Consider the following 23,662-nt stretch of genomic DNA (forward strand, 5'->3'; position numbering starts at 1 on the left):
CCGTGGGTAATATTCTTCAGGATTAGAGATATTCATTATCGAATGAACGTTATTTATAGACATTCTTCGGAGACTATCGATTTTCGAACTTTATCTTAGAAGCGAGGCCATACTGTCAAATTTCTCCCTTTTCAGCCAGGACAGCTCCAACTACCGAGCCAATTATACCTATTACAGCTGTATGAGCTACAATGACCATTGTAATTATGAATGTAGAGGCAGCTACAAATCCCCCAAGAACAGGAGCGTCTCTGAGTATCGATCCAAGAAATCCCCCAAGAAGAAAACCCGGAATAATCATGAAAACAGTCATCAGAACTCCGGTCTTAAGCCCTCCTCCGAAACCTCCGTCTGCATAATAGCCTCCTAAAAGACCACCCAGAAAAGGAGCTATGGAATTTACTATTGGAATAAAATAGAAGACAAAAGTACAGACCATACCTATTAGTGCCCCACCCAAAACTCTAGCTATTATTTCCACCCCCAACAGTAAAGAAAGTACAAATCATCGTTATTACAATAAATTTGATTCAATTATTTATAAATATATGTTGGGCGTTTAAAATTATTTTTGAGAGGGAAGGAAGTCATTTTCAGATTTCCCGGATTTACTACCAAAATTAAGAACAAAATCCGGATAGTCATTTTTAAGCTTGAGCCCCAGCAGTAAGAAAGCAAGTACGAAAGAAATACTGTTTGCAGCGATCAGGGCGGAATCATTTACCAGGATACCATGAAGCAACCAGAGAAGCATGCCTGAAGTAGAACAAAGCAACATCATAAGAGATACGTCTTTTGTAGATTTCGTAGTCAAAGCTCTTAGAAGCTGTGGAGCAAAAGCTACAGTTGTCAGTGCACCTGCAATATAACCGATCATTGGATTTCACGTCCCGAGTTTCGCTTAGGGATCACAGAAAATAGGAGATTTTCTGGGAGTTGCGATGTAATCGCAACAGCACGATACCCTTTTCGACAAAGTTGCGGCTCTGCAGCCCGAGTTCAGTTTCGGGAGAACGGGGCTCTTTTCGCTGCCCGAGTTCAGTCTCGGGAGGACAGGGCCCTTTTCGCTTCGTTCAAGAGGGCTAAGGCTCCCAGTTAGATCAATTAAGGAATGGTTACTTTATTAATTTTTTTATTGATATATAGAGTTTGCGAAAGAAACAGAACCCTGATATAAGCGTATCCCCTAAAACTCTATTGGGATATGGTTATGACGGAAGATTGCCTTTTTTGTAGAATAATAGAAGGAAGAATTCCTTCAGAGAAGGTGTACGAAGATGCTGCTGTTTTTGCATTTCTTGATGTTTTTCCGGCAAGCGAAGGGCATACTCTGGTAGCTCCTAAAAAGCATTTCAGCAGGTTTACGGATATGGATGCGAAAAGTGTTGCTTCGCTTTTTGAGGCTGCAAGGAAGATTACGGCTGCAGTCGAAAAGGCATTTTCGGCAGAGGGATCGAACATAGGAATCAATGATGGTAAAGTCGCCGGACAGGAGGTTCCCCATGTACATGTACACGTTATTCCCAGGAGAAAAGGAGATGGTGGGAGAGGAATTAAATCAATAGTATGGACTGAGCCCGATACTGCCAATCTGAAAGAAGTTGCGGAAAAGATCAGGAGATCGCTCTGAAAAGAAAGAAGGATTACAATAAGAGAAGTAATTTCCAGACAGAATATTTCCTAGATAGAGTTTTCAATGAGAAACGATAATATATTTTTTGGAATATAATGAATTTAAGGAAAGACAACAGGCAAAACTGTTGTCAGAATCCTTCCGTTTCTCTTACTTTGGGGGGCAATAATAATGGCAGAAATGGAAATAGATGTTCGAGGGCAGACCTGCCCAATTCCTCTGGTGGAATGCAGAAAAGCCTTAAAGAAAGCCTCTCCGGGGGATCTTGTTATTGTGAAGGGAACACATCCGGCGTCAAGAAAGGAGATTCCTATGGCCTGCGAAGCAATGGGGCTCAAAGTGCTGGAGATTGAAGATAAAGAAGGAGGCAAAGAGTGGGAGATAAAGATCCGGAGATAAGCCGGAGAGGAATGAAAATGGGGGAAAAGACGGTCATTATCCTGCACAGTGGTGATATGGATAAAGTATACAGTGCACTTATAATTGCGAACGGAGCCCTGGCAATGGGTATGGAAGCCTCCATATACTTTACCTTCTGGGGTCTAATGCGTTTGAAGAAAGGAGAGCTTGATAAAGGGCCACTCTCCAAGATGAATATGCTGGGGCTTGGCAGGCAGATGATCAAACAAAGAATGAACAAAGCCAATGTCGCTTCACTTGAAAGATTGATGAATGATTTCAAGGAACTTGGCGGAAAAATAATCGCCTGCGAGATGACCATGGAAATTATGGGCTTGAGTAAAGAGGAGCTTAGAACGGACTGGATAGACGAATGGGGAGCTGTGGGTTCGTATATTCAGGAAGCAAGGAATGCAAACGTAACTCTATTTATTTAATACGTGAGTAAGATTTAGAGTGAAAATTTAGATTTAAATCGTCACGATAATCGAATTTTTCCGTGATTTAGCCTGATTTAGGTATATTGTATTCATCTAATATAACTGTCTAAGAAATTACAATCCAGGAAATTATTATCCTGGGAATTTATTGGATTAAAGCCCAAGAACTTACTGGAGAATCTAAGATTTAACTGTAAATCCAAATTTGATTATTTCGAATGGGGAGGGAGAAAAAATATTTGAGAATGTAAGATATCTTGACAATGCCGCATGCACACGATTGGATGAGCGGGTACTTGAAGCAATGAAGCCCTATTTTTTTGATACATATGCAGTAGCAACATCGGAATTCGGCTATTCTATGGGCATCGACGCAAAAGAAGCACTACAAAGGTCCCGAGAAAGCATAGCTTCAAAGCTCAATGCAAATTCAGAAGAGGTTATCTTTACCTCCGGATCCACTGAGTCAAGCAACACTGCACTTAAAGGAATCGCGCTGGCTCTTAAAGAAAAGAAAGGAAAACATGTTGTTGTCTCGAAGATAGAAGATTTTCCCGTGCTGAATACAGCAAAAGCTCTCGAAAGACAGGGTTTTAGTGCGACTTTCCTGGATGTCGATGCTGAAGGGTTTGTAAATCTCGAAGGGCTTAAAAACGCGATTACAAAGGAAACAGTTCTTGTCTCAATTCAACAGGGGAATCAGGAAATAGGAACAGTGCAGGATTTGAAAGCTATCTCGGAAATATGCGAAGAAAAAGACGTGCTCCTGCATACGGATGCTACTCATAGCTTTACCCGAGTCCCTCTTAATGTAAAGGAACTGCCCGTAGACCTGATCACAATGTCTGCCCATACCATTCACGGTCCAAGAGGAATAGGTGCGCTTTACATCCGAAAAGACACTCCAATAACCAAGTTCATGGACGGAGGTTTTCAGGAGTTTAATCTGAGAGCAGGGGTAGAAGATATCCCATCAGCCGTCGGTTTTGCAAAGGCTATAGAACTTGTAACTGACGAGGAAAACAGAAGGCTCAAAGCGATGAGAGACCGCGTAATTGATAAAGCCCTTTCCGAAATTTCGGAAGTTACCCTCAACGGAAGCCGGGAAAAACGTCTGCCTCAGAACGCAAACCTGACTTTCCACTATGTAGAAGGCGAATCCATAACTTTGCATATGGACATGAGGGGATTTGCAGTAAGCACGGGTTCAGCCTGTTTTAGTCGTTCCCTTGAAGCCAGCCATGTAATCAGAGGTATAGGAGGAGACCATGAGAGAGCACATGGCTCAGTACGCTTTACCTTCGGGCGCTATAATCATATTAAGGATGCTGATGCGGCAATTGAAGCAATGAGTGAAATCGTAGCAAGGCTCAGGGAAATAAGTCCCCTTGCAAGGAAATGAATGGAAAATGGTGGAAAAAATCGCACGGGAAAGCAGAATACAGGCGATCACAGAAGTCAATCATAGAAGACGATCAAAGAAATTTATAAAAAGATAAGGTGAGACAATGAAATTTCCTTACAGTCAAAAAGTGCTGGAGCATTTTAAGAACCCGCACAATGTGGGAAAGATCGAAAATCCTGATGGAAAAGGCCTTGAAGGAAGCCCAGCTTGCGGGGACATGGTCGCGGTGTACATAAAGGTCAATTCCGATACCAAGGTTATTGAAGATATAAAATTCGAGTCTTACGGGTGCGCATCAAACATTGCTACAGGCTCGGTTATTACAGATCTTGCACGTGGAAAGACTCTTGATGAAGCAAAGAAAATAACATGGAAGCAGGCTTCGGAAGAACTTGGAGGGCTCCCTCCGATCAAAGCCCACTGCTCAGTGCTTGCAGTTGAGGGCCTGCGTGCCGCAATCAAAGATTATGAGGAAAAACACGGGCTTGTAACCGAGAAAGAACCTACCACCGAAGAAGTTGTCAGGAGCAGACTAAAGCACGTTATGAACCCCCTGACTGGCCTTGATATAATTCGTACAAACCTTATCCTGAGAACAAGCGTTGAAGATGGAGTAGTGAGGGTGGTTGTAGACCTGCCTGCAAACCATCAATTTGCTCCAGCGATAAAAGAAGATATTATGGAAAAACTGGGGTCTTTATGGGATGTCGAAAAGGTTGATGTGGTGTTTACGGCCTGACGAGAATAGAAGTTTGTATCACTGTTTCAGAAAAATAAAAACAGTATATAGGGAGGGAGTAATATTAAGGTAGAAAACCTACATACTATTTATGTCTACTCACAGCAATTGCAATTGTCTTTTCCGGCTGTGTAATAGGGGAGTCCCAGCCACAAAAAGAAAACTCCGTTGTGAAGCCGAACCAAACAGAGACTTTTAAGGGGGAAAGCAAAACCCTAGGCAATGGAACGGTTTATTCCTGGGTTAAACTTGACACAAAAGGAAATCCTTCATCAATAGGAGTAACCTTCACAGAATCAGCCCTAAAAGGGCTTCCAGAGACAGAGGGACCAGATGTGGAATATACACTTGCCCTACCAAAAGAAGCAGCTTCTACGGCTTATAATCACATTGCAGTTGACTAGAACCCTCATGGGCATGAACCTCAGGGAATTTACGACAAACCGCACTTTGATTTCCACTTTTACATGATAAGCCCTGAAGAAAGAGATAAAATTACAGCATCTGGGGAAGATTGTAAGAATGTATCAAAAAGGCCGGCTCCCGGATATATTCCGGAAGGATATGTTCCCACGCCCGGGGGAGTGCCCAGAATGGGTGCGCACTGGATAGATCCTAAAGCCCCTGAGTTTAACGGACAGCCTTTTAATGAGACCTTCATTTACGGATTTTATGGTGGGAAAATGGTTTTTGTCGAACCTATGGCTACAATAGCCTTCCTTGAGACAAAACCAGAAATAACAAAAGAGCTTAAACTTCCGGAATGCTATCCCACAAGTGCATACTACCCTATGAACTATTCCATAAGCTATAACGATACAGGTAAGGAGTATACACTGGCCCTTGAAGGTCTGACTCTCAGGTGAGTTTTAGTTTTAAAAATGAAGAGAGGAGTATTTTCTCCTCTCAAATGAGTTTAGCTCAAACAAGCTCAGGTTGGAATATGTCCGTTATTTTCCTATCCCAATACAGGTGCAAAAGCCGATAATTGAGGTTTCATAGAATATGGTTAAAAAGACAAGTCAAGAATCTAAATTATTCTGGTCTTAACGAACTAAATATATCAACCACTTATTTGGAATATTTATAATATTAGTAAACTCTCCTAGTAAAATCTTCTTGGCTATTTTATCTTTTTGGATATTTTAATTTTTGTTCATTATTCATATATTTACATATTTATTCTAAAATTTTTGCAACGGAACCGAAAGCCTATGGTACTAATCCCAGTATTGAGATATTTTTGCCCGTTTGACCAAGTTCTCTATATAACATATACTTTTATCCCTCAATTTAAAAGAAAAATCCACCCCAAACGAAATTCTTACTACTTTTTCATAATAGGATATAGTACTTGTGAGATTACAATCAGTATAAATGTAAGCAAAGAAAATTTGATAAAAAGAAGAAATTTGGAAAAATAGTAATAGAAACTATAATAGAAACTATATTAGAAACTCTAGGTTTCAATTCAAAACTAAAAATCTAGAGTTAAATCTGGAAAAAACGATAATGACAGGTATTATATAAAAAGAACCTAAAAATAAGAATGGGATCAGGTAGGAGATAAGAAATACCTTTTAATGGGTTATAGCCTCGGACATGTAGAGATGTGGTCTTTGATACGTAAAAAAAGAATATTTTAAATATGTCTTTTTATATGTCTTTTTCAATCCGGAGAAGTACCGGATCCAGAGTACAATCAATCTCAATTAATGGAAAATTCAGACAGGAATAGATTTTAATTATAAAGAATATACACAGAAACTTCACTCTAAATCCCTATGAAGGTGTATTTTTGAACCAGGGAACATTGAAGAAAGCCATTGCGACTCTCTTACTGCTTACAGTGGGAGTATTTCTGATCCGTGCTTACTGGACAGAGATTGTACCTGCCCTTGGAGAGAGCTTGAAAATGCTCACTGAAGCACGGATTCAATATGTTATTCTGGCATTCTTAGTTTACCTGTTGAGTGTGTACTTATTTGCAGTCCGATGGCAACGGGTACTCTACTGCATTGGTTACACCCTTAAAGCTACAGACCTTTTTCCAATTATTTTCGGAGCAATTTTTGTGAATAACATGACTCCAGCGAACCGGACAGGAGGCGAACCCCTGCGGATGTTCTGGGCTAACAAGCGCTTCGGGATAAGCTATACTGACGCTTTCATAACTATGCTCTTTGAAAGGCTCGTTGAAGCGATTCCCATTATCTTGCTCTTACTCTATGTACTATACCTCTTTCCCTCTTTAGAAATTAAATTCTTGCCCCAAAAAAGTATTCTGACCTTAAATTCAACTTATCTGTTGCTCCTGACCTTCCTTGCAACTGGAGTGCTGGTATGGATCTTCCGGGAAAGATTCATTGTCTTTCTTAAAGATATAAAGCAAAACTGGAAAAAACTTTACAGATCTTTTATTCCTGTTCTCCTGTTCTCTTGTGGGGTCTGGATTCTTGATATAATACGTTTAAAGTTCATTGCCTTAGCTCTCAATATTCCTCTCTCTCTGTATATTATTTCAGCAGTTTCAATATTGTATCTTCTACTCGGGCTTCTACCAGTAACCCCTGGAGGAATAGGAATAGTTGAAGGGGGTCTAATCTCCTTGCTTCTATATTTTGGGTTACCTCTCGCCTCCGCAGGTAGTTTCGTTTTGTTGGAGCGTTTTATTTCCTACGGGCTTAGCAGCCTGATAGGGTTCCTTTACCTATTTTATTATGGAGGGTTTAAGATATGGAAAAACACAAAATCGCATTGATAAGTGACTGGTATTTTCCAAAGGTTGGTGGAATCGAGTATTCCATGCACACCCTTGCTAAAACCCTGACCACGCATGGATATCAGGTTAGCGTTATTACAAGAAGCTACCCGGGTGTCCCTGAACACAGTATAAGGGACGGTGTATCAGTAATAAGGGTCAAAGGTAGACCTTTACCCGGACAGAATAGGTTTCTTATGCCAAGTGCATATAAAGAACTCTTCAGTCTTTTGAAGAATGGTAATTATGAGATTGTCAATTCCCATGGGCTGGATTCTCCTCTAAGTATGAGTGCTCTTATTGCATCCAGAAAACTTGGAATTCCTGCAGTTGTTACTAATCATTCTCTTGTTGGAAACACACCATATCGTCTTCTTTATTATTTTATAGGTAAATTACTCTTAAAAAACGCAGATTCTGTAATTGCTGTCAGTTCGGCAGTTGAAAAAGACTCAAAACTAATGACAAAAAAGCCTATTTACCGGATTTTTAATGGAGTTGATTCTGAAGACAAAATTGTCAAAGTCCCTTTTCCTGTTAACACTCAAGGAAAACTTGTAATTGTCACGGTTGCACGCATGACAAAGAAAAAGGGTGTTCAAAACATTGTAGCTCTTGCCCCTTCACTTCTGGAAAAACATAAAAATTTGCTGTTTGTAATGATAGGAGACGGCCCACTCAGGGAAAAGCTTGAAATCACGGTAGAAGAGGCAGGCTTATCCGGAAATTTCTACTTTACAGGAGAAGTATCCAGAGAAAAAGTGATGAGATATCTGGAACAGGCAGATATCTTTGCCCTTCCCTCGATTAATGAAGCTTTTGGAATTTCGATTCTGGAGGCGATGTCAAAAGAGGTTCCTGTTGTAGCAATGAATAACAGTGGGGTTTCGGATATTATCACGGATGGTGTAAACGGATATCTCGCAGACAGCCTTACTGAATTTTCATCCTATCTTGAGAACCTGATAGAAACCCCAGCCCTGCGAACTTCCTTTTCTAGGGAAGCTTTAAGAGGGCTTTCAAACTATGATTGGAACCGAATATGTGAGCAGACAAGCAGGGTATATAGAAGTGTCATTCATGAAAAATATAACAATAACCGTTGATGTGGAAGAAGACTGTCCCCCTATGCTTACAAGTACGAGAGGCATGGAAGAAGGACTGCCTAAGTTGCTGGATCTTTTCAAAAAAGAAAGGATAAGAGCAACCTTTTTTGTTACCGGAATGATGGCTGAGCAGTATCCTGACCTTATATACAGAATTCCGAAAGAGGAACATGAGCTTGGGTGTCATGGATACACGCATACGCGTTTTGATCGAATTGATAAGGAAGAAGCCAGAACTGCTATTAAACAAGCTGGAAAAGTTCTGAGGCAGTTTGAAAGAAAACTGGTTTCTTTCAGAGCTCCAAACCTCCAGTTCCCAAAAAATTATCTTGGGCTTCTAGAAGATGAGGGTTTCAGGTATGATTCATCCATTGCAGCATATAAGCCTCCATTTCCCCGGAGCAAGATTGAAGGCAAAATAATAAGGGTTCCTGCGACGATTACTTCTTCATTTATAAGGCTGCCTCCGGGATTTTTTATCCCGCTACTCAAGCGCTGGGAATCTCCTGTCATCTTTGTCCATCCCTGGGAATTCGTGGATATGTCAGACACATCTATACGCCTGGACTGCAAGTTCAATACTGGAGAAAAAGCCCTAAACAACCTTAAAATCTTAATCCACGCTTTAAAAGATCAAAACTACGGTTTTTTAACTCTGCAAGAAAGAGCGAACCTTGAAAAATATAAGTAATTGCCTGAAAAGAGTAAACAAATCCCTTTTCCTGTGAGAAGATACCAATATTGCCTGTTGAGTTTTAACCGAAGTAATGACCAAATTATTCTTCAAGAACTTCCAAAAGCTTCCTGATCTTATCGTTTTCTATGGAATAGGGTCTCATTTTTCCTTCATTTTTTACTTTAATTATTCCACAATGCTCCAATTTCGCAAGGTGCATTGAGGTATTGGACTGAGTTCTACCAATGAGTTCAGGGATCTCGCAGGCGCATAGCTCTCCTTTGCACTCACCGGATTTTCCTTACATTTGCGCTCAGCCTCAAGAAGGGCCTTGATAACCCCGTACCTTGTATCTTCGATCAGTGCCTTGAAAAGCTGAATATTTTCTTTATCAATCATATCAATAAGCATTGAATCAAAGTAATAAGGAATAAATAAAGAGTATAATAGAGGAATAAAACAGTTTTATGGAATAGAACGCTGTCAGGCAAGGAGAAATACTGTGCAGAGAGCGCATATTCTGATGGCATTAAAAGCATTTCTCAGATTTGAATTGCAAAGAATAAAAACAGGAATTACATGATTTGAGACAATATTAAACATTACAAGAAATGCTGTAAGTCAATATATCAGAAATCCAATCTACGAATTAGATTAAAAATTAAAAAACTCGAAAGTCGCCTGCAAAGCAGGCAAATCCGTAAGTCCCAATGTATAATATCATATTATTTGAAATGAATGCTCAATATGACTCTATAAAAATAATAAACTATAATGGAATTCTGATGATAAGTATCCAGTGGAAAACTCTCTTTTTTTGAGTATTTTTCTATCTATGCTTTTCTAAACTCGATTTTTCTGTAGCAAGTAAGGAATTGAAGATATGGGAAAACAGATAGATTTAATTAGAGATCAGTTAAGCCGGAAGAACGACCAGATAAGCCAGCTTAGCGAGGTTGCACAAAAGCAAGCGGTATACATTCAAAGCTTAATTCAGGACAGTATTAATCATCTTTTCAAGCTCATTTCTATCAACTAAATCAATAAAGTTCGCTTTAGCTAATTGTTTTGCGGAATCGGTAAAATAACTATTTGTAACTACTATACCCTCGGTGCATTTGTAAAAACCTTTTGCAGCTACAACTTCCTGTACTGCACTGTTTGAAACCTTACCCGAGTATCGTTTGACCTGAACAGCGATTCTTGTTCTTCTTTTTGAGGTTAAAATAAGATCTGCACCCTGATCACCTGAGAATGGAGTGTGATAGACTGAATATCCTAACTGTTCATAAACGTGTTTCATAAATTCTTCAAATTTGTATCCATTCATTTCATCTATTTCGGCTAATGTGGGTAGTGCTTGTTTTGATTTTTTCTTAAGCAGCCGCTTTATAAATTTATAAAGTAAGTGCATTGGGAAACTAAACAGTAGCCACATTGATTTCAGTAAAAGAATTGAGAAACTAAACAGCCGCCACATTGCTTTCAGTAAGTAAATTGGAAAACTAAACAGTAGCTTTATTAATTTTAGAAAAAGATATAGCACGATCTTAAATATTCCAGTAACAAAGCGATGTTGTTTTCTTCGTTTTCCTCTCTTTATTATTTTCATCAATGAACTTCCTTCTGTTTTTAAGAGTCTACCGGCAAATCCGTAGTGTATGTTGAAAAGTAGCAGTAAGTCTATAATCTCGGAGTATTCATTCCAGTTTTGCATCCTGCTATTGTAAAATTATAGTAGATAACCACTTTTCGGATAGTCTATAAATCACGGGGCAACTTTCTGTTTTCGTGGAATTCTCGGACTTCATTTAGATTTCGGCGAAAATTTACCTTCGTTTGGTATGACATTTCATGATGTAATACACAAATGTCTCTCTAGCGAAAGATAATTCAAATCTAAGAGCAACTTGTCAATTAAAAGAATATTTTAATATAAATATACTGTCTTTTGAAAAGACTATTTTCAATACTGAATTCAAATGTTCTTTGGTAAGTAAAAATTGAAGATCTGAAAAAGCGGATCAGCCTGATGAGCGATCAACTAAGCTGGAAGAATGACCAAATTAGCCAGCTTAATGCAGTAGCACAAAAACAGGTCTTTCATTACTCAGAGCTTAATTTAGGGAAATTTTGATTTTTCAGTTCAATTATGTAAGTTTTATAGTAATTAAAAAGTGGAGAAGCTGATGAGAAAAGATCGGCTTGACATTTGACATGTTGTATCAGTAAAACATAAATGCTATATAGACCAGTCATTATAATACTAGAAAAATGATTCGGTCGTGTCCGTGAGTTACTGATCCATTCCGAAAATAAGAGTACATCTTCTATTGTTTGAGAAAAAATGGAAAATATTCTTGTGCTAACGTTTTTCAATAACTCACGCTCATCATCAATAATTCTAGGGATGTTGTATGGAACCCATAATAACTATAGAGAACGTAGTGACATCTACAAAGTTGGCAGAAGATTTCGACCTGCAAAAATTAATGGAAACTGGGCTTGAAGGCGCAGCATATGATAAAACGAAGTTCCCCGGCCTCGTATACAGAATTAAGGATCCCAGTGTTGCCTTTTTAATTTTTACCTCCGGAAAAGTGGTATGCACTGGAGCCAAGAGTATCGAGAAAGCTCATATAGCTATGGTCAATCTGGCTACCGAGCTCAATTCTATAGGCTGCAAGGAAATAGATCTAGAGCCTGAGATTCATGTTCAGAATGTAGTAGCGACGGCTAACTTAAAGACGAATTTAAACCTGAACGCCATTGTTATAGCCTTTGGAATGGAAAACGTCGAATATGAGCCAGAGGTATTTCCTGGACTTGTTTGTAGGCTTGAGGCTCCAAAGGTGGTAGTGCTGGTATTCAGCACTGGCAAACTGGTAATCACAGGTGGAAAATGTCCTGAGGATTGCGAAAAGGGACTGCGGATTATAAAGACACAGTTCGAAGAACTAGGACTTCTTTATTAAACAAACTCTTAAAAAAAGATCAATTTTTTAAAGATTGATGTGCCTTATTTGCCAGATTAAATATGGTGCCATTGCCTCAAAAATAAAATAAATTGGGAATGGTCGTATAAGAAAACGTTTCCAAAATATGAAATCAAAGAAAGATCATATCTTGGAGTTGTAATATTAGCAGCAATACTGAGGTTAGATGAAGTTTTGAGATGATTCGCTACATCATCTAATGACTCAACAAATTATTAATGTGACAACGCTATTTTTTCCGTCTCCTTTATGTGCTCGTCACCTGAGTTTTCAAAAGAATCCTTCATTAAATACGTCATCAGAGCAACAAGCAACCCAAAGAAACCTGCTATCCTAAAAACCGTGTCAAGATCAAAATGTGACAGGACAATACCAAGCACTATAGGAGAAAGACACGAACCAAAGAACTTCATGGCGTTGTGAATAGATAAAACTCCACCTTTTGATTCTGAAGGGGCGATATCAATTATCTGTGTATCAATTGCAGTTTGAGCAAGCCCATACCCTGCTCCGAACAGCAATATTAAAGGAAAAACTGCAACAATTGAATGTGCAAATGAGAGGGATAATAATGCCAGTCCGGCGAGTACAAAAGCAGCAGTAATAATCATTGTCTTTGAATACTTGCTGGCCAGACTCTTTACGCGGGATATAGTTAAAATGATAGCTATTCCCTGGAAAGCCAACATAAGTCCTGCTTCTTTTGCAGTATAGCCAAGTACATTCTCAATCATGAATGGCACGTAGACAAGCACTGCATATAGTAGGAAGAAAATCATAAAGCCCTGGAATATTGTGTATGTTACTCTCAACTCCTTGAGTGCTTTAAACCCATTAGTTATGTCCTTGTGATCATCATTGTTACTCTGAACCCTTGTCTCTGGAAGGGAGGTAAGCACAACAAAAGCGAATGGAAGTGAAAGTGTATAGAAAAGGAATGGATAGTTCCATCCAAAACTTGCCAGTACCCCCCCTATAAGAGGAGCAGACACCGAGCCAATGGCAAGAGCCATACTAACCATGCTCATGGCATGCAAACTTTCATGACCTTTGTACACATCTGCTATGACCAACATGGTCAAAGGCAGCAGGGCTGCTGCTCCGATGCCCTGTATGAATCTCAAGATAAGAAGTAATTGCAGACCTGAGGTAAAATAACTTACAAGTCCTGTTAGACCGTAAATCACAAGACAGGGAACAAGTATTTTCTTACGGTTCACACGGTCAATGAAATGTCCAATAACCAGTGTGAAAATAGCTGTTGAGAGAGTGAACGCCGAAATTAATAGTCCTATTTCATGGGATGTTGTCTGCAGTGGTTCCACCATATCTGGCAAGACTGGTGCTAAAAGAGCCCCGCCTGCCATTGCAAAAAATGCAGTAATACAAAGCATTAGAAGATGAATGTTTTTAAATTGCATGATTTTATCTCTTTATTTCACATTATTTTGAGTACATTCTCAAACATAATCTTCAGTGAATTCGTAATCTCTTTTCTTTGATTTTCATCAAAACTGGAAAAGAGAATATTCTCCCATTCCGAAGCTATTTTTTTCATATCAGGTTCCAGCTTTTTCGCTTTCTCGCTAAGGAAAATCCTGTATGATCGCCTGTCCTTCTCATCCCTCTGCCTGAAAACATAACCCTCATTAACAAGTTTCTGTATAGCCCTTGCAGTAGTGCCTTTATCAATTTTTAGATAGTCAGAAAGACTCTCCTGATTGATCCCATCCTCATGATACAGTCTCATAAGAAAAGGAAACTGTCCGCTTCCAATACCATATGGCTCAATTTTTTTTCCAATATAGATTTGTTCATATCTGTAAAGATATGAGATGGGCTTTCCAATGAATTCCTTACCACACAATTCTTTAGCATGTGAGCTTCCATTGAATTCAATTGTATTCATTTTTATTATTCACCACGTTGTCTAATCAAAATAGTTGCAATTACAACCATGTTAGTTGTGTATACCCGTATTAATGCCATATATAGTTGTTGACACAACTAATTGTTCGCAAAATTTTGATTATACCTCGATTTAAAAGCTCCACTGACAAAACTTGAAACTTTTTAATGTTATTTAGTAAAAGAGGCTTTCAGTTTAACCGCGTAAATCTTATAATTATCAGATTACCATCATGATAAAAATTTAAGTTTCAATCATCTTCAGTGCATCCCTTAATATTTTCACAAGCTTCAGGACGGTCTTTGATGAGTATGGATTTGTAATTAAGGAGCTGTGTGAAAAATACCTGAATAACTAATTTCAAAACTCAAAATTACTTTTCTCAATCTCAGATTCTGAATAATCAACCATTTTATGAATATGAGATAAAACTGGTTTTTTGATGGGTTTATTTTCAAATGATTTTAAGTTTTATAGCTGTATTAATCCAAGCAAATGTATAGGTTTTACCAGAAAACCTATGCATCAGAGTAGTCAGTAAAATATAAGTAATATGTAGACCAGTCATTATAATTATTAGTAAGATAATTCGATCATGGGCATGAGTTACTGATCAACTTCAAAAAAGAGTAAATCCTCCATGTTTAGCAAATAATGGAAAGATATTATTTGCTTACGTTTTTCGATAACTTACGCCCATTACCAATAATTCTATGGGATCTAAAATGAATACACATGAAAAAATCCTGACTACGGCTGCTTTTTTATTCCAAAAAAACGGTTATCATGCTACCGGATTAAATGAAATCATTAAAGAAAGTGCAACGCCGAAAGGATCATTGTATTATCATTTTCCAAATGGAAAGGAAGAGTTGGTGGCAGCTACTATAAAATTGATGGGAGATAAAATTCAACATCAAATAGAAGAAGAATTAGCAAAGAATAGCGATCCAGTTCAAGCCATCAAGGAGTTTATTCTGGATTTAGCACGAAACTTCTATGAAAAAGATCAAGAGAATTGTTTTTCTATCAGTTTGCTGGCCTTAGAGACAGTCTCGATAAGTGAGTCTTTGCGAAAAACTTGTATTGAAGTCTATGATCTGTGGACAGATACATATTATCAGAAATTAATTAGTAGTGGATTTTCATCAGAAAAGGCTACAGAATTAAGCTTAATTCTTCAATTGATGATCGAAGGTGCGATAACGATATCTTTGATTCGTAATGATACTACTATGCTGGTAGCTGTGGCTGAAAAAATTCCTATTTTATTACAAAAATAAATAACTTAAATTTTCATATATTTTTTACCTAATGATATATAGATCGGTCTATATATTCACGAGGCTGAAATCTATGACAACTCATATCGAAATCGATGGAATCATTGTACAAGTATATGAATCAGTATATGAATATGCGTCTCGAAACGCGAGCTTCTCTGACTATGCAGATGAGAAAGTGGATGTGTCATATTTTTCAGATAAAGAAGAGGAATCGAAGCTTCCGAAAGTGTTTGTTCGACCGATATTACTGTATAAGGACTTGAATTTTTCAGTCGGAAAACAGATACTTGATGGTGTAGAATTTCCTGAGGCAATAGTAGTAGATGGCTTAGAATATACACTGGTAAATTGGGGTGAGCATGAAATCAGCTACTTGAAAGCAGATGCCATGGACAAACCTGTGTACACTCTTATATACAGAACTGTGCGGATTATGAATGGAGTGTATCTATATTGTTATCCCTCAGACACCGAGATCTTCGAAACAAAGAGAGCAGCGCAGGCAAAGGCCGATGAGCTGAACAACACATGAAGCAATATAACCATAAGTCATTTCCATCTGTGTCGGGTTAAAAAACAAAACATGTTAAAAAATATTATTTTTTATGCTAAATGTATATGAAATTCTTTGAATAATTAACGCAAAGAAATGGAAGTATTCTACCCTACTCATTTTGGCTATCTATCTTTTTTGTGTATGCTTTTGGTTATGCTTTTGTAAACTAAATTATTCCAGTATATATAGGGATAAAGGACATTTGGTCGATTATTGCATCATTCAAGACAAATATTAAAAACTCAAATATCTACCTGTAAAACTATCCTTTAAGAAAAAGTAATTAGTCTTAGTAATTAGTCTTTTTTCTGGTCTTCAAATTTCACCCAATTATAAGCACATTAGAGAAGCCTTTCTAAAATGTTAGAATAACTCAAGTTCTTCGCGGAAAACCTAATAGAGAGCCAGAAAATAAGCCTGTTCAAACAGTACAGTCCAACATACTAACATTTAAAGTCATCAAATTACTATAAAACATAATGGAAAAAAATAAGGAGGAATGAGAAATGAAAGCAATTAACAGGACAGCAATCGCGTTGAGTCTTTCCCTAGCAGTTCTTATTTTAATTATAGGAACATCCACCGCGGGTTGTGTTAGTTCCGAGTCCCAGGCGACAGATACCGGGTTAAAGCAAGTACCATATAATATCAATGGTATTTTTACAACCGTGTCAGGTATCACCTACAACTCCGCGTCCGGCGGATTTGCCACAAATAACTCAGGAGAAGTTTACACCGTGGCTCAGTATGACCGGCTGTTTAAGGTCGTGGAGGATAACTCCTACTCTCCTTTGTTCTTTGCCATTGACGAGAAAGACGGTAGGCATTTCTCCAGCCATAAAAAGAACGGGACTACGACATTGTTCCGAAGCGGTATCGTCGAGTCGGACGACGTTTTTTCAACGGGCGTTATCTCTAGTTCAAGTGGGATTGTCACGGTCAAGACGACTCTCGCAGTTCGTAACGGAACGACGGTTCCTAATGACAGTATGGCGAGCCCTAATCTCACCGGCAATTGGACAACTGCCCAGAGTAGTGTTTACCAGATAAACAGCCAGGAAAGAAACGTGTTTTCCGGTAAAATTTTCGCAAACGGGAAAACAACATTCACACCGTTTGCGGGATACATCGACGAGGTTGATGAGGACGGTACAGTCGATATTGTTATGCTCTGTGTGAGAGGCAACTTCATCCTAGGCGATGTCAACTTAAGCACGCATAATATAACCATTCCCTATGTTCTCTATGCTGATGGCAGAATCTCATCCTCGCCTCATGAGACTGCTGAGTGGGCGGGAACTAATATGTCGTATAACGTTACCCAAAAATACGCCACCGTTCTGGATAGTGACGGGATTACGGAAGATCTCTCTGAACAGACCCGATTGCTATCGGTCTCCGATAAGAATAAAGGCCGGTATAATCTGACCTCTGCTTCCGACAATATCACAATTATAGGCATTGCCCAGGGAGACAATTCATTTATCGAGTATTCTCCAGAGACTGGACTCGTCCGCGGTTTCGTTAAAGGTAATACAAAATATAATTTCCGGGGAGGATCTGACTTAGCAGAAGTCTCGGTCCATAATTTGAAGCAGAAGGAAGGATAAGAATCAGGGGAACTCTAGATTAAACACCAAATCTGAAAAATTAATTTTAAGAAATTCCCTTGAAAAAGGGAATTTTTTTATATTTAACTCTTTAAAGTTAGAAGAACAAAAATTGTTAAGATTTAAACGTATATGAAATTCTTCGAATAATAGGCACAAAGAAGTGAAAGTACTTTTCACCTTACTCTTTTTGACTATTGCTTTTCTCATTATCTTGAGCAATTTTTGCTAAAGTGGCTGCTCTGTTCATATGAGCCGACATTGAACTTCCAAGCGAGTACATGTTTTCAACGTCTTCGTTTAGAGCAGTTTCATTATTATTTTTGCTATTATTTGACATATTTAACAAGCATTTCCCTAAGGATATACTGTCGTTGAGTCCCAAAGCCCACTCTTTCTGTGCTTCCTGTAAATTAGGGGATACAGTAAATTGATTATTCTCATTTAGTGCATTCTGAGAATCTTCAATCATATTTTGTCCTGCCATTATGAATGATGTATCATTAAAATCATTTGTTAGATTCATTGCATTTATCGAATTATTTAGATCGGTATGTAATAATGCTAAATTGTTGTGAAAACTTTCGTTCCATGCAGCATCTTGAGAAGCAGTTTTCTCTTTGTTTGATCCAGTACATCCTACTGCTACCATTGAAGCAAGCAAAACAAACAAAATCAAAGATATAGTCTTTTTCTTATTCAAATACACACCTCAAAATTTCAAGTTATATGATGAAAATTAAAGGGAGTTGTATTATAAAATTTTATTTGTATAAAATCAGCATTATTTACAGCAAATTTTTACGTACTATGGAGAAAATTGATCCCCATAATAGAATTTCTACTCAACAACTTCTGGCTATATACAAGATGACCCTATAAATTACAGTTAGTTTGTGATTTCCATTTTCTAGTTCTTTTTTCTGTCATTGAAGAAAATTTCCGTGGAAAAACAGTTTTACATTTCCTTATTTCCAACACTTGTTTTCCAGTAAAACATCCGCATTTTCCCCTTTCCACTCAATAAATATATATGACTCCTCAAAGTATCTTTTATCCATGACCCTTGAGCCCGTGCATATGCATAAAATCTCGGAGCTTGCAAAAAAGATTGACCGCTCGTTTGAGTCTGAGGAGGTAAAAACAGCTTCGGATATTTATTCTCTGCTTGAGGAGCTAAGGCTCGATGGGAAGGTCATTCTTAAAGCTATAGACAGGCTCTTTCGTGGGATTGTAAGGACTCAATTGATGGCACAGGGCGAGGACCCGTATCCGCTGACTTATGCCTGCGACAGCGGAAGTACTAACCCAAGGACTTATGACAGCGGGCTTTTTGTAGATTTCTGCCACTGCGGGCTGGCTGCAACGCCTACTAACCTTGATATTCAAAGATTCAGAACAATCGTATGCGCTGCTTATTCTTCTTCCCAGAGGGTATCCATGCAGGCTACACAAGGCTGGGAAACCTTCGATGAAGAATTTGGAAGGGCAAAACTGGTTACAATCGCACCTGACGAGTTAAAAAGAAAAGCCCCTGATATGGTGCACAGTTTTGCCATGTACCTGGCAGAATCCGAACATATTCTTTTCATGAAAGACAGAATAGAGCCTGAGAGCTTTTTTATAATGGACGGGCCGATTTATCCAAAACAGCTAATGTACTGGATGGTACTGGACGACGAGGACGTAAGGGTTCGGCAGAACAACGATGCCCGAAAAATTCTCCAGAATTACATCGATATTATGGATCATTTCCTGAAAAACCGGCATCCTGTGATCGGTTTTGTAAAAAACCCTACTGACGTGCAGATTATGGACAGCGTCCGGAAAAAAGGGAACGCTTTCGACCTGCCCTGGATGCTTGACTCTCAGTTTTTCAGGAATCTGCTCTCCCTGGAAAAAGTTGATAACGCTTCAGGACACAGTGGAAGAAATTCTAAAAACAATGGGAAGAATGGAAAGCACATTGGCTCCAAAAATGATTATATTACTTACACAAACTGGTTTTTGCAGCCCAACAGGTTTTATGAGAAATTGCTTAACGGGACTTCACCCCTTGCAGCCGCAGATCCGATCCAGAAGGAACTCAGGCACAATTTTCCGCCTGAAGATTATGCTCTTTGCTTTTTCATGCTTTATGTACCCTACAAAGATGTGGTTTTCAAGGTCGAAGCTCCATATGGGCTTGTTAAAGACGATTCCCTCCGCATGCAAATTACCAAAAAAGCGCTCTTTGACCTTTCTTTGTACGGTTTTCCTCTTACCCTCACAAAAGCAGACCATCTAGCAAAAATCAGAAAAGTAGAGAGGGAAGAGATTGATAAATTTTTTGAAAATATGAGTCCCGATACTACTTACAATGACACCCGGTGGAATAAGATTAATGAAATATGAAGATGCCGACATTTTTACTTTTAACTCTCACATACCGAAAAAGGAGCCAGTTCTTGTGGATTCAGGACTGGAGGAAAACGCAGGTTTAAAGGAAAGCTCTGATGAGGTACGAAATGAAAGCCCTGATGAGATAATAAAGAAAAGTCCTGATGAGATTAAAAAGAAAAGTTCTGAGAAGATAAGCCCTGAAGAAAATATGGATGAGATAATAAATACAAATTCCATCGAAATTACTTCCAATATGGCCCCTACATTCGCACCTAATACTGAGGAAATACTACACTCCTCATTATCCGACAATCTAAGTAAAGATTATCCGGATGATCTATCAGATCATATTTTAAAAACCGAATCCAGTATTGAATCTGATGTTCTTTCAGGCCCTGCCGAAGCAATTTTTAAATCTGCATCTCTATCTAAAACTGCTTCTATGTCTAAGACTGCTTCTCTGCCTTTTTCAGATATCTCTCTTGAATCCGAAGTTCTTGGAAGTTCCGTACAGGAAGCTTTTCCCTTTGAAGGCTTTGCCGGGTGTGACGATGAAGTCCTGAAAGCTTCCCCAGTTTCAGAAGCTTTCGGGATTGTTACCACAGGCATAGAGCCCCTTGAATTAACTCCTTCAGGAGCTGTAATCACAGGCTACATTACATCAGCTCGACGGGATGAAATAAGGCTTGGAACATACGTTGTTGTGCCTTACGAAAACGGAGAAAAATTATTTGCCAAGGTGGGAAAACTTCAGTACAGGCAGGAGTTTGTGGTAGATGACGCAACTGAAATTCACTCAAGGCGTATGCTCAGTGCCCGTGGAAACCCTGTAAATGAAGACGATTACAAGTTCCTTGCCTGCCTTGATCCGCTCTGTATTCTGTACCGAAAGGCCGAAGGAACACTCACGCGGCGAATGGCAGACCGCATTCCCCATCCTAACACTCCTATCCTGCCTGTAACTGACAGGCTTGAGGTTCAGACAGGGCTTAATATTCCTGAAGAGGGAATCTTTATCGGCCACCTGAGTGTAGGTGGCGAACTTTTAAAAACCAATTCCGAGCCCGAAACGGTTGCATATTACCTCAGAAACGACTATTCCATGGGCGACCCCCTTATCTTCAGACATATGCTTATTTGTGGGAGTACAGGGACAGGAAAAACGTTCCTTTCAAAAAATATTCTCCGCCAGTTCATGGATGAAAGCAACAGGTACAGACTGCGGAGCTCTCCTGACAAGGCCCGGAAAAATCCTTGCCTGGTAATCATGGACCCTCAGGACGAGTATTCCCAGCTTTTCGAGGACAACGAGACCCTGACTGAAGACGATAAATTCAAGTTCGAATCTGAAAATGTGACTTATGGTCGGGTTCTCTCTACAAAGGCTTTCGTGGCGAAAATTGACGGGCAAAGGTATCCTGGGGATAAATCCAGAGCCGAGCAGATTGAATTTACGATCCCCTTTTCGCTTGTAGAACACAATTCCTGGCTTATTGCAGCAGCCGGAATGTCCGAACTCCAGTATATAGGGCTTGAAGTGCTTCTTGGAGATTTCTTCAAATCAAGCGTGCCCCATACTTACCTCAATTTCATCAACCATATTGATAATGAAGGTACCCGTTCCTACTATGTTGACAGTGGAAAGCTTCACGAGTCTTCGTATGACGGAATTGTGAGGAGAGTGAGAAATCCCTTCTTTTCGAAGGTCTTTGATCGGGATGCAGCCTCAATTACTGACCTTCTGGATAAGATCTTCAAGCCAGGGCAGATTTCGGTTTTCCCGACCGAGTATATAAGCGCTCCGAGAATCCGCGACCTTATAGTGCTCACAATCATGAGCCTTATAGTGGACAATAAGTTAAGTACAACGGGAAAGGAAGCTATTAAAGAAACTCCAATAATTCTTGCACTGGATGAGGCTCATCGATATCTCTCAAATGCAAATGGTGAACACTCTCGTCTTATTATTTCACGTTTTGCAGATGCAGCTCGCCAGGGCCGAAAAGAAGGGCTGGGCCTTTTCTTGATTACCCAGGACCCTCAGGATATCGATGATACGGTTTTCAAGCAGATTAATACGAAGTTGATCCTTAACCTCAATAATGACGCTGCCATCACGTCTTTAAAAGTCCCGAAAGAATATGAGCGGAGAATTCCCTATCTTAAGAAAGGACAGATGATAATTCATTCCCCGGATAACAGTGATATCGTGGAAATAATCGGGCTTTCAAATTGTGTAGTCCGACATAGATAATCATCATCATTTTTGATGATTAATTTGTTTATTGGGAAAATTCTTCGGCTTTCTGGGGTAAATTTAGGGATCGCAAAATTTGACAGTGAGAAAATATAAAATTTTCCAAATTGTTCATGAGAGAGTTATTGAACAACTGTAAGCATAGTGATCTATCTAAACTTCCCGCAATTTGGGAAATCTGTTAGATTTTCAGATTAAATAATATCTTACGGATAACTAAAAACTAGATCAATCGCAAAGAGAAAATCAGCTCTCAAATGGTCAGAAAAGGCAAAGGTGATCTTGTTGCCAGATTTGATAAAATAATTTCCCCACTCCCTTTACTCGATCTTTTTTTCTTTTCTCAATTTAAGGGTTTATTTGTTTTCAGAGTATATTCCTGGCCTTGTGTTCGTTGTCACCTTTATGAAATTTGTCTTCGTTAGAGTACTGGTGCCTGCCACATTGGTTACTGTAAGTGTAACCTTATAGCTTCCTTCCTGTGAATACTCATGCTTTGGACTCTGTTCTGTTGAAGATGCTCCATCTCCAAAACTCCATTTCCATGCAGTAGGAATTCCTGTGCTTTTATCAGTGAATGCAACTGTTAGTGGTGCTTTTCCAGAGGTAGGTTTAGCAGAAAATGAAGCAACCGGCTTTGTTACTACTTTTATATATCCTGCTTTTGTTATCGTGTTACTGCCTACATCATTTGTTGCTGTAAGTTTAACAGTATAACTCCCTACTTTGGAATACTTATGGGTTGGATTCTGCTGGGTTGAAGTTGTTCCATCTCCAAAACTCCATTTCCATGAAGTCGGATTTCCTGTGCTAGTGTCAGTAAATGCGACAGTTGATGGTACTTTTCCTTCGGTAGGGTTCGCAGAAAAGTTTGCAACAGGTTTTCCACCACCGATTACCTTTAATGCATCGATCCGGCCTGAACCATAATCATTATCTTTTCCTGCCGATCCAAGATCTACTGCTGTACTTTCTAATGCTTTCTGTACATCAGCCGGCTTCATAGCCGGGTTATTTTGCAGAATTAATGCTGCAGTACCGGAAACATGTGGTGTTGCCATAGAAGTTCCGTCCCATGTCTCATATCCACCGCCTGGGAATGTTGAAGTGATACTTACTCCGGGAGCAGAGACATCGGGTTTAACGTATGTTTGTCCATCAAGAGTAACAGGACCACGGCTGCTGAAGTATGCTATTGCATCGGAGGAATCTGTTGCACCTACAGTGCACGAATTAAATTCATCACCAGGGCAACAGATTGTGGAAGAGCCCGGCCCGGAATTGCCCGCAGCTATAACAGGAAGTACACCTGCTGCCACAACATTGTTTATTGTAGTTGTAAATGCCGGGTCATGTACTGTGGACCCTGCGCTGAAACTTATAATACGGGCACCGTTATTAACTGCCCACTCAAAGCCAAGAATACAGTTAGATAAATATCCAGAACCATATGCATCGAGTACTTTTGCTCCAATCAGGTTTGTGCCTGGTGCAACTCCGGTTTGTA

At 39.2% G+C, this 23,662-nt stretch carries 25 protein-coding genes; 16 read left to right on the forward strand and 9 right to left on the reverse strand.

Features of this window, described 5'->3' with window-relative positions:
- Positions 1–115 precede the first annotated feature (115 nt).
- Complete coding sequence (locus tag BP621_RS12760) at positions 116–439, reverse strand: DUF5518 domain-containing protein (RefSeq protein ID WP_292390548.1); 324 nt, start codon at positions 437–439, stop codon at positions 116–118.
- Positions 440–565: 126 nt separating this feature from the next.
- Positions 566–877 carry a SemiSWEET transporter gene (locus tag BP621_RS12765; RefSeq protein ID WP_292390550.1) on the reverse strand — a complete coding sequence of 104 codons (312 nt, stop codon included), beginning with the start codon at positions 875–877 and terminating at the stop codon, positions 566–568.
- Between the two features lie 333 nt (positions 878–1,210).
- Between BP621_RS12765 and BP621_RS12770 the strand changes: the two genes are divergently transcribed.
- The 10 genes from BP621_RS12770 to BP621_RS12815 all read left to right on the forward strand — a co-directional run bounded on the left by BP621_RS12770 (position 1,211) and on the right by BP621_RS12815 (position 9,174).
- Positions 1,211–1,630: an HIT family protein gene (locus BP621_RS12770; RefSeq protein WP_292390552.1), complete on the forward strand. Its 420-nt coding sequence runs from the start codon at positions 1,211–1,213 to the stop codon at positions 1,628–1,630.
- 174 nt (positions 1,631–1,804) lie between these two features.
- Complete coding sequence (locus tag BP621_RS12775; RefSeq protein WP_292390554.1) at positions 1,805–2,032, forward strand: sulfurtransferase TusA family protein; 228 nt, start codon at positions 1,805–1,807, stop codon at positions 2,030–2,032.
- A 17-nt stretch (positions 2,033–2,049) separates the two neighbouring features.
- Positions 2,050–2,469 carry a DsrE/DsrF/DrsH-like family protein gene (locus BP621_RS12780; protein WP_292390597.1) on the forward strand — a complete coding sequence of 140 codons (420 nt, stop codon included), beginning with the start codon at positions 2,050–2,052 and terminating at the stop codon, positions 2,467–2,469.
- A gap of 238 nt (positions 2,470–2,707) precedes the next feature.
- Positions 2,708–3,874 (forward strand): cysteine desulfurase family protein, encoded by a 1,167-nt coding sequence (locus tag BP621_RS12785; protein WP_292390599.1) that lies wholly within the window; start codon positions 2,708–2,710, stop codon positions 3,872–3,874.
- 106 nt (positions 3,875–3,980) lie between these two features.
- Positions 3,981–4,616, forward strand: coding sequence for an iron-sulfur cluster assembly scaffold protein (locus tag BP621_RS12790; RefSeq protein ID WP_292390555.1), 636 nt, complete (start codon positions 3,981–3,983; stop codon positions 4,614–4,616).
- 170 nt (positions 4,617–4,786) lie between these two features.
- Positions 4,787–5,020, forward strand: coding sequence for a DUF5602 domain-containing protein (locus tag BP621_RS12795; RefSeq protein ID WP_292390556.1), 234 nt, complete (start codon positions 4,787–4,789; stop codon positions 5,018–5,020).
- Positions 5,021–5,083: 63 nt separating this feature from the next.
- Positions 5,084–5,482: a hypothetical protein gene (locus BP621_RS12800; RefSeq protein ID WP_292390558.1), complete on the forward strand. Its 399-nt coding sequence runs from the start codon at positions 5,084–5,086 to the stop codon at positions 5,480–5,482.
- Positions 5,483–6,414: 932 nt separating this feature from the next.
- Positions 6,415–7,377 (forward strand): lysylphosphatidylglycerol synthase transmembrane domain-containing protein, encoded by a 963-nt coding sequence (locus BP621_RS12805; RefSeq protein ID WP_292390559.1) that lies wholly within the window; start codon positions 6,415–6,417, stop codon positions 7,375–7,377.
- Complete coding sequence (locus BP621_RS12810; RefSeq protein ID WP_292390561.1) at positions 7,353–8,483, forward strand: glycosyltransferase family 4 protein; 1,131 nt, start codon at positions 7,353–7,355, stop codon at positions 8,481–8,483. The genes BP621_RS12805 and BP621_RS12810 overlap by 25 nt, the downstream gene beginning before the upstream one ends.
- Positions 8,458–9,174, forward strand: coding sequence for a polysaccharide deacetylase family protein (locus BP621_RS12815; RefSeq protein WP_292390564.1), 717 nt, complete (start codon positions 8,458–8,460; stop codon positions 9,172–9,174). Before BP621_RS12810 ends, BP621_RS12815 begins: the two co-directional genes overlap by 26 nt.
- A gap of 85 nt (positions 9,175–9,259) precedes the next feature.
- Here BP621_RS12815 and BP621_RS17120 read toward each other — a convergent pair whose 3' ends face one another.
- The 3 genes from BP621_RS17120 to BP621_RS12825 all read right to left on the reverse strand — a co-directional run bounded on the left by BP621_RS17120 (position 9,260) and on the right by BP621_RS12825 (position 10,771).
- Positions 9,260–9,418: a helix-turn-helix domain-containing protein gene (locus BP621_RS17120; RefSeq protein WP_349682081.1), complete on the reverse strand. Its 159-nt coding sequence runs from the start codon at positions 9,416–9,418 to the stop codon at positions 9,260–9,262.
- On the reverse strand, positions 9,346–9,570 hold the full coding sequence (locus BP621_RS12820; RefSeq protein ID WP_292390566.1) for an ArsR family transcriptional regulator: 225 nt from the start codon (positions 9,568–9,570) through the stop codon (positions 9,346–9,348). Before BP621_RS12820 ends, BP621_RS17120 begins: the two co-directional genes overlap by 73 nt.
- 577 nt (positions 9,571–10,147) lie before the next feature.
- Positions 10,148–10,771, reverse strand: a complete 624-nt coding sequence (locus BP621_RS12825) for a restriction endonuclease (protein WP_292390568.1) — start codon at positions 10,769–10,771, stop codon at positions 10,148–10,150.
- A gap of 805 nt (positions 10,772–11,576) precedes the next feature.
- Between BP621_RS12825 and BP621_RS12830 the strand changes: the two genes are divergently transcribed.
- Positions 11,577–12,134, forward strand: a complete 558-nt coding sequence (locus BP621_RS12830) for a TATA-box-binding protein (protein WP_292390571.1) — start codon at positions 11,577–11,579, stop codon at positions 12,132–12,134.
- A 236-nt stretch (positions 12,135–12,370) separates the two neighbouring features.
- Here the strand turns inward: BP621_RS12830 and BP621_RS12835 are convergent, their stop codons facing one another.
- Positions 12,371–13,576: an MFS transporter gene (locus BP621_RS12835; protein ID WP_292390572.1), complete on the reverse strand. Its 1,206-nt coding sequence runs from the start codon at positions 13,574–13,576 to the stop codon at positions 12,371–12,373.
- Between the two features lie 17 nt (positions 13,577–13,593).
- Positions 13,594–14,064, reverse strand: coding sequence for a MarR family winged helix-turn-helix transcriptional regulator (locus tag BP621_RS12840; RefSeq protein ID WP_292390580.1), 471 nt, complete (start codon positions 14,062–14,064; stop codon positions 13,594–13,596).
- Between the two features lie 725 nt (positions 14,065–14,789).
- Between BP621_RS12840 and BP621_RS12845 the strand changes: the two genes are divergently transcribed.
- From BP621_RS12845 to BP621_RS12855, 3 genes are all read left to right on the forward strand, one after another.
- Positions 14,790–15,347 carry a TetR/AcrR family transcriptional regulator gene (locus BP621_RS12845; RefSeq protein ID WP_292390582.1) on the forward strand — a complete coding sequence of 186 codons (558 nt, stop codon included), beginning with the start codon at positions 14,790–14,792 and terminating at the stop codon, positions 15,345–15,347.
- Between the two features lie 73 nt (positions 15,348–15,420).
- Entirely contained in the window at positions 15,421–15,882 is a 462-nt protein-coding gene (locus BP621_RS12850; RefSeq protein ID WP_292390583.1) for a hypothetical protein, read from the forward strand.
- Positions 15,883–16,412: 530 nt separating this feature from the next.
- On the forward strand, positions 16,413–17,516 hold the full coding sequence (locus BP621_RS12855; RefSeq protein WP_292390584.1) for a hypothetical protein: 1,104 nt from the start codon (positions 16,413–16,415) through the stop codon (positions 17,514–17,516).
- 181 nt (positions 17,517–17,697) lie between these two features.
- Here BP621_RS12855 and BP621_RS12860 read toward each other — a convergent pair whose 3' ends face one another.
- Positions 17,698–18,219 (reverse strand): hypothetical protein, encoded by a 522-nt coding sequence (locus BP621_RS12860; RefSeq protein ID WP_292390586.1) that lies wholly within the window; start codon positions 18,217–18,219, stop codon positions 17,698–17,700.
- Positions 18,220–18,575: 356 nt separating this feature from the next.
- On the opposite strand from BP621_RS12860, the gene BP621_RS12865 reads away from it, so the two are divergent.
- Entirely contained in the window at positions 18,576–19,910 is a 1,335-nt protein-coding gene (locus BP621_RS12865; protein ID WP_292390588.1) for a DNA double-strand break repair nuclease NurA, read from the forward strand.
- The gene (locus tag BP621_RS12870) at positions 19,900–22,152 is read left to right on the forward strand and encodes an ATP-binding protein (protein WP_292390590.1); all 2,253 of its coding nucleotides are present in this window, start codon (positions 19,900–19,902) and stop codon (positions 22,150–22,152) included. Before BP621_RS12865 ends, BP621_RS12870 begins: the two co-directional genes overlap by 11 nt.
- A 359-nt stretch (positions 22,153–22,511) precedes the next feature.
- Here the strand turns inward: BP621_RS12870 and BP621_RS12875 are convergent.
- Positions 22,512–23,662 (reverse strand): S8 family serine peptidase (locus BP621_RS12875; protein ID WP_292390592.1); only part of this gene is annotated, 1,151 nt, incomplete at its 5' end.

This window comes from Methanosarcina sp. UBA5 (assembly GCF_002505485.1).
Classification (GTDB): Archaea; Halobacteriota; Methanosarcinia; order Methanosarcinales; family Methanosarcinaceae; genus Methanosarcina.

What these genes read in the sequence shown, in the direction of transcription:
- BP621_RS12760 (WP_292390548.1), bottom strand. Translation starts at nt 439, where the DNA reads ATGGTCTGTACTTTTGTCTTCTATTTTATTCCAATAGTAAATTCCATA.
- BP621_RS12765 (WP_292390550.1), bottom strand. Translation starts at nt 877, where the DNA reads ATGATCGGTTATATTGCAGGTGCACTGACAACTGTAGCTTTTGCTCCA.
- BP621_RS12770 (WP_292390552.1), top strand. Translation starts at nt 1,211, where the DNA reads ATGACGGAAGATTGCCTTTTTTGTAGAATAATAGAAGGAAGAATTCCT.
- BP621_RS12775 (WP_292390554.1), top strand. Translation starts at nt 1,805, where the DNA reads ATGGCAGAAATGGAAATAGATGTTCGAGGGCAGACCTGCCCAATTCCT.
- BP621_RS12780 (WP_292390597.1), top strand. Translation starts at nt 2,050, where the DNA reads ATGGGGGAAAAGACGGTCATTATCCTGCACAGTGGTGATATGGATAAA.
- BP621_RS12790 (WP_292390555.1), top strand. Translation starts at nt 3,981, where the DNA reads ATGAAATTTCCTTACAGTCAAAAAGTGCTGGAGCATTTTAAGAACCCG.
- BP621_RS12800 (WP_292390558.1), top strand. Translation starts at nt 5,084, where the DNA reads ATGATAAGCCCTGAAGAAAGAGATAAAATTACAGCATCTGGGGAAGAT.
- BP621_RS12810 (WP_292390561.1), top strand. Translation starts at nt 7,353, where the DNA reads ATGGAAAAACACAAAATCGCATTGATAAGTGACTGGTATTTTCCAAAG.
- BP621_RS12815 (WP_292390564.1), top strand. Translation starts at nt 8,458, where the DNA reads ATGAAAAATATAACAATAACCGTTGATGTGGAAGAAGACTGTCCCCCT.
- BP621_RS12820 (WP_292390566.1), bottom strand. Translation starts at nt 9,570, where the DNA reads ATGCTTATTGATATGATTGATAAAGAAAATATTCAGCTTTTCAAGGCA.
- BP621_RS12825 (WP_292390568.1), bottom strand. Translation starts at nt 10,771, where the DNA reads ATGAAAATAATAAAGAGAGGAAAACGAAGAAAACAACATCGCTTTGTT.
- BP621_RS12830 (WP_292390571.1), top strand. Translation starts at nt 11,577, where the DNA reads ATGGAACCCATAATAACTATAGAGAACGTAGTGACATCTACAAAGTTG.
- BP621_RS12835 (WP_292390572.1), bottom strand. Translation starts at nt 13,576, where the DNA reads ATGCAATTTAAAAACATTCATCTTCTAATGCTTTGTATTACTGCATTT.
- BP621_RS12840 (WP_292390580.1), bottom strand. Translation starts at nt 14,064, where the DNA reads ATGAATACAATTGAATTCAATGGAAGCTCACATGCTAAAGAATTGTGT.
- BP621_RS12845 (WP_292390582.1), top strand. Translation starts at nt 14,790, where the DNA reads ATGAATACACATGAAAAAATCCTGACTACGGCTGCTTTTTTATTCCAA.
- BP621_RS12850 (WP_292390583.1), top strand. Translation starts at nt 15,421, where the DNA reads ATGACAACTCATATCGAAATCGATGGAATCATTGTACAAGTATATGAA.
- BP621_RS12855 (WP_292390584.1), top strand. Translation starts at nt 16,413, where the DNA reads ATGAAAGCAATTAACAGGACAGCAATCGCGTTGAGTCTTTCCCTAGCA.
- BP621_RS12865 (WP_292390588.1), top strand. Translation starts at nt 18,576, where the DNA reads ATGACCCTTGAGCCCGTGCATATGCATAAAATCTCGGAGCTTGCAAAA.
- BP621_RS12870 (WP_292390590.1), top strand. Translation starts at nt 19,900, where the DNA reads ATGAAATATGAAGATGCCGACATTTTTACTTTTAACTCTCACATACCG.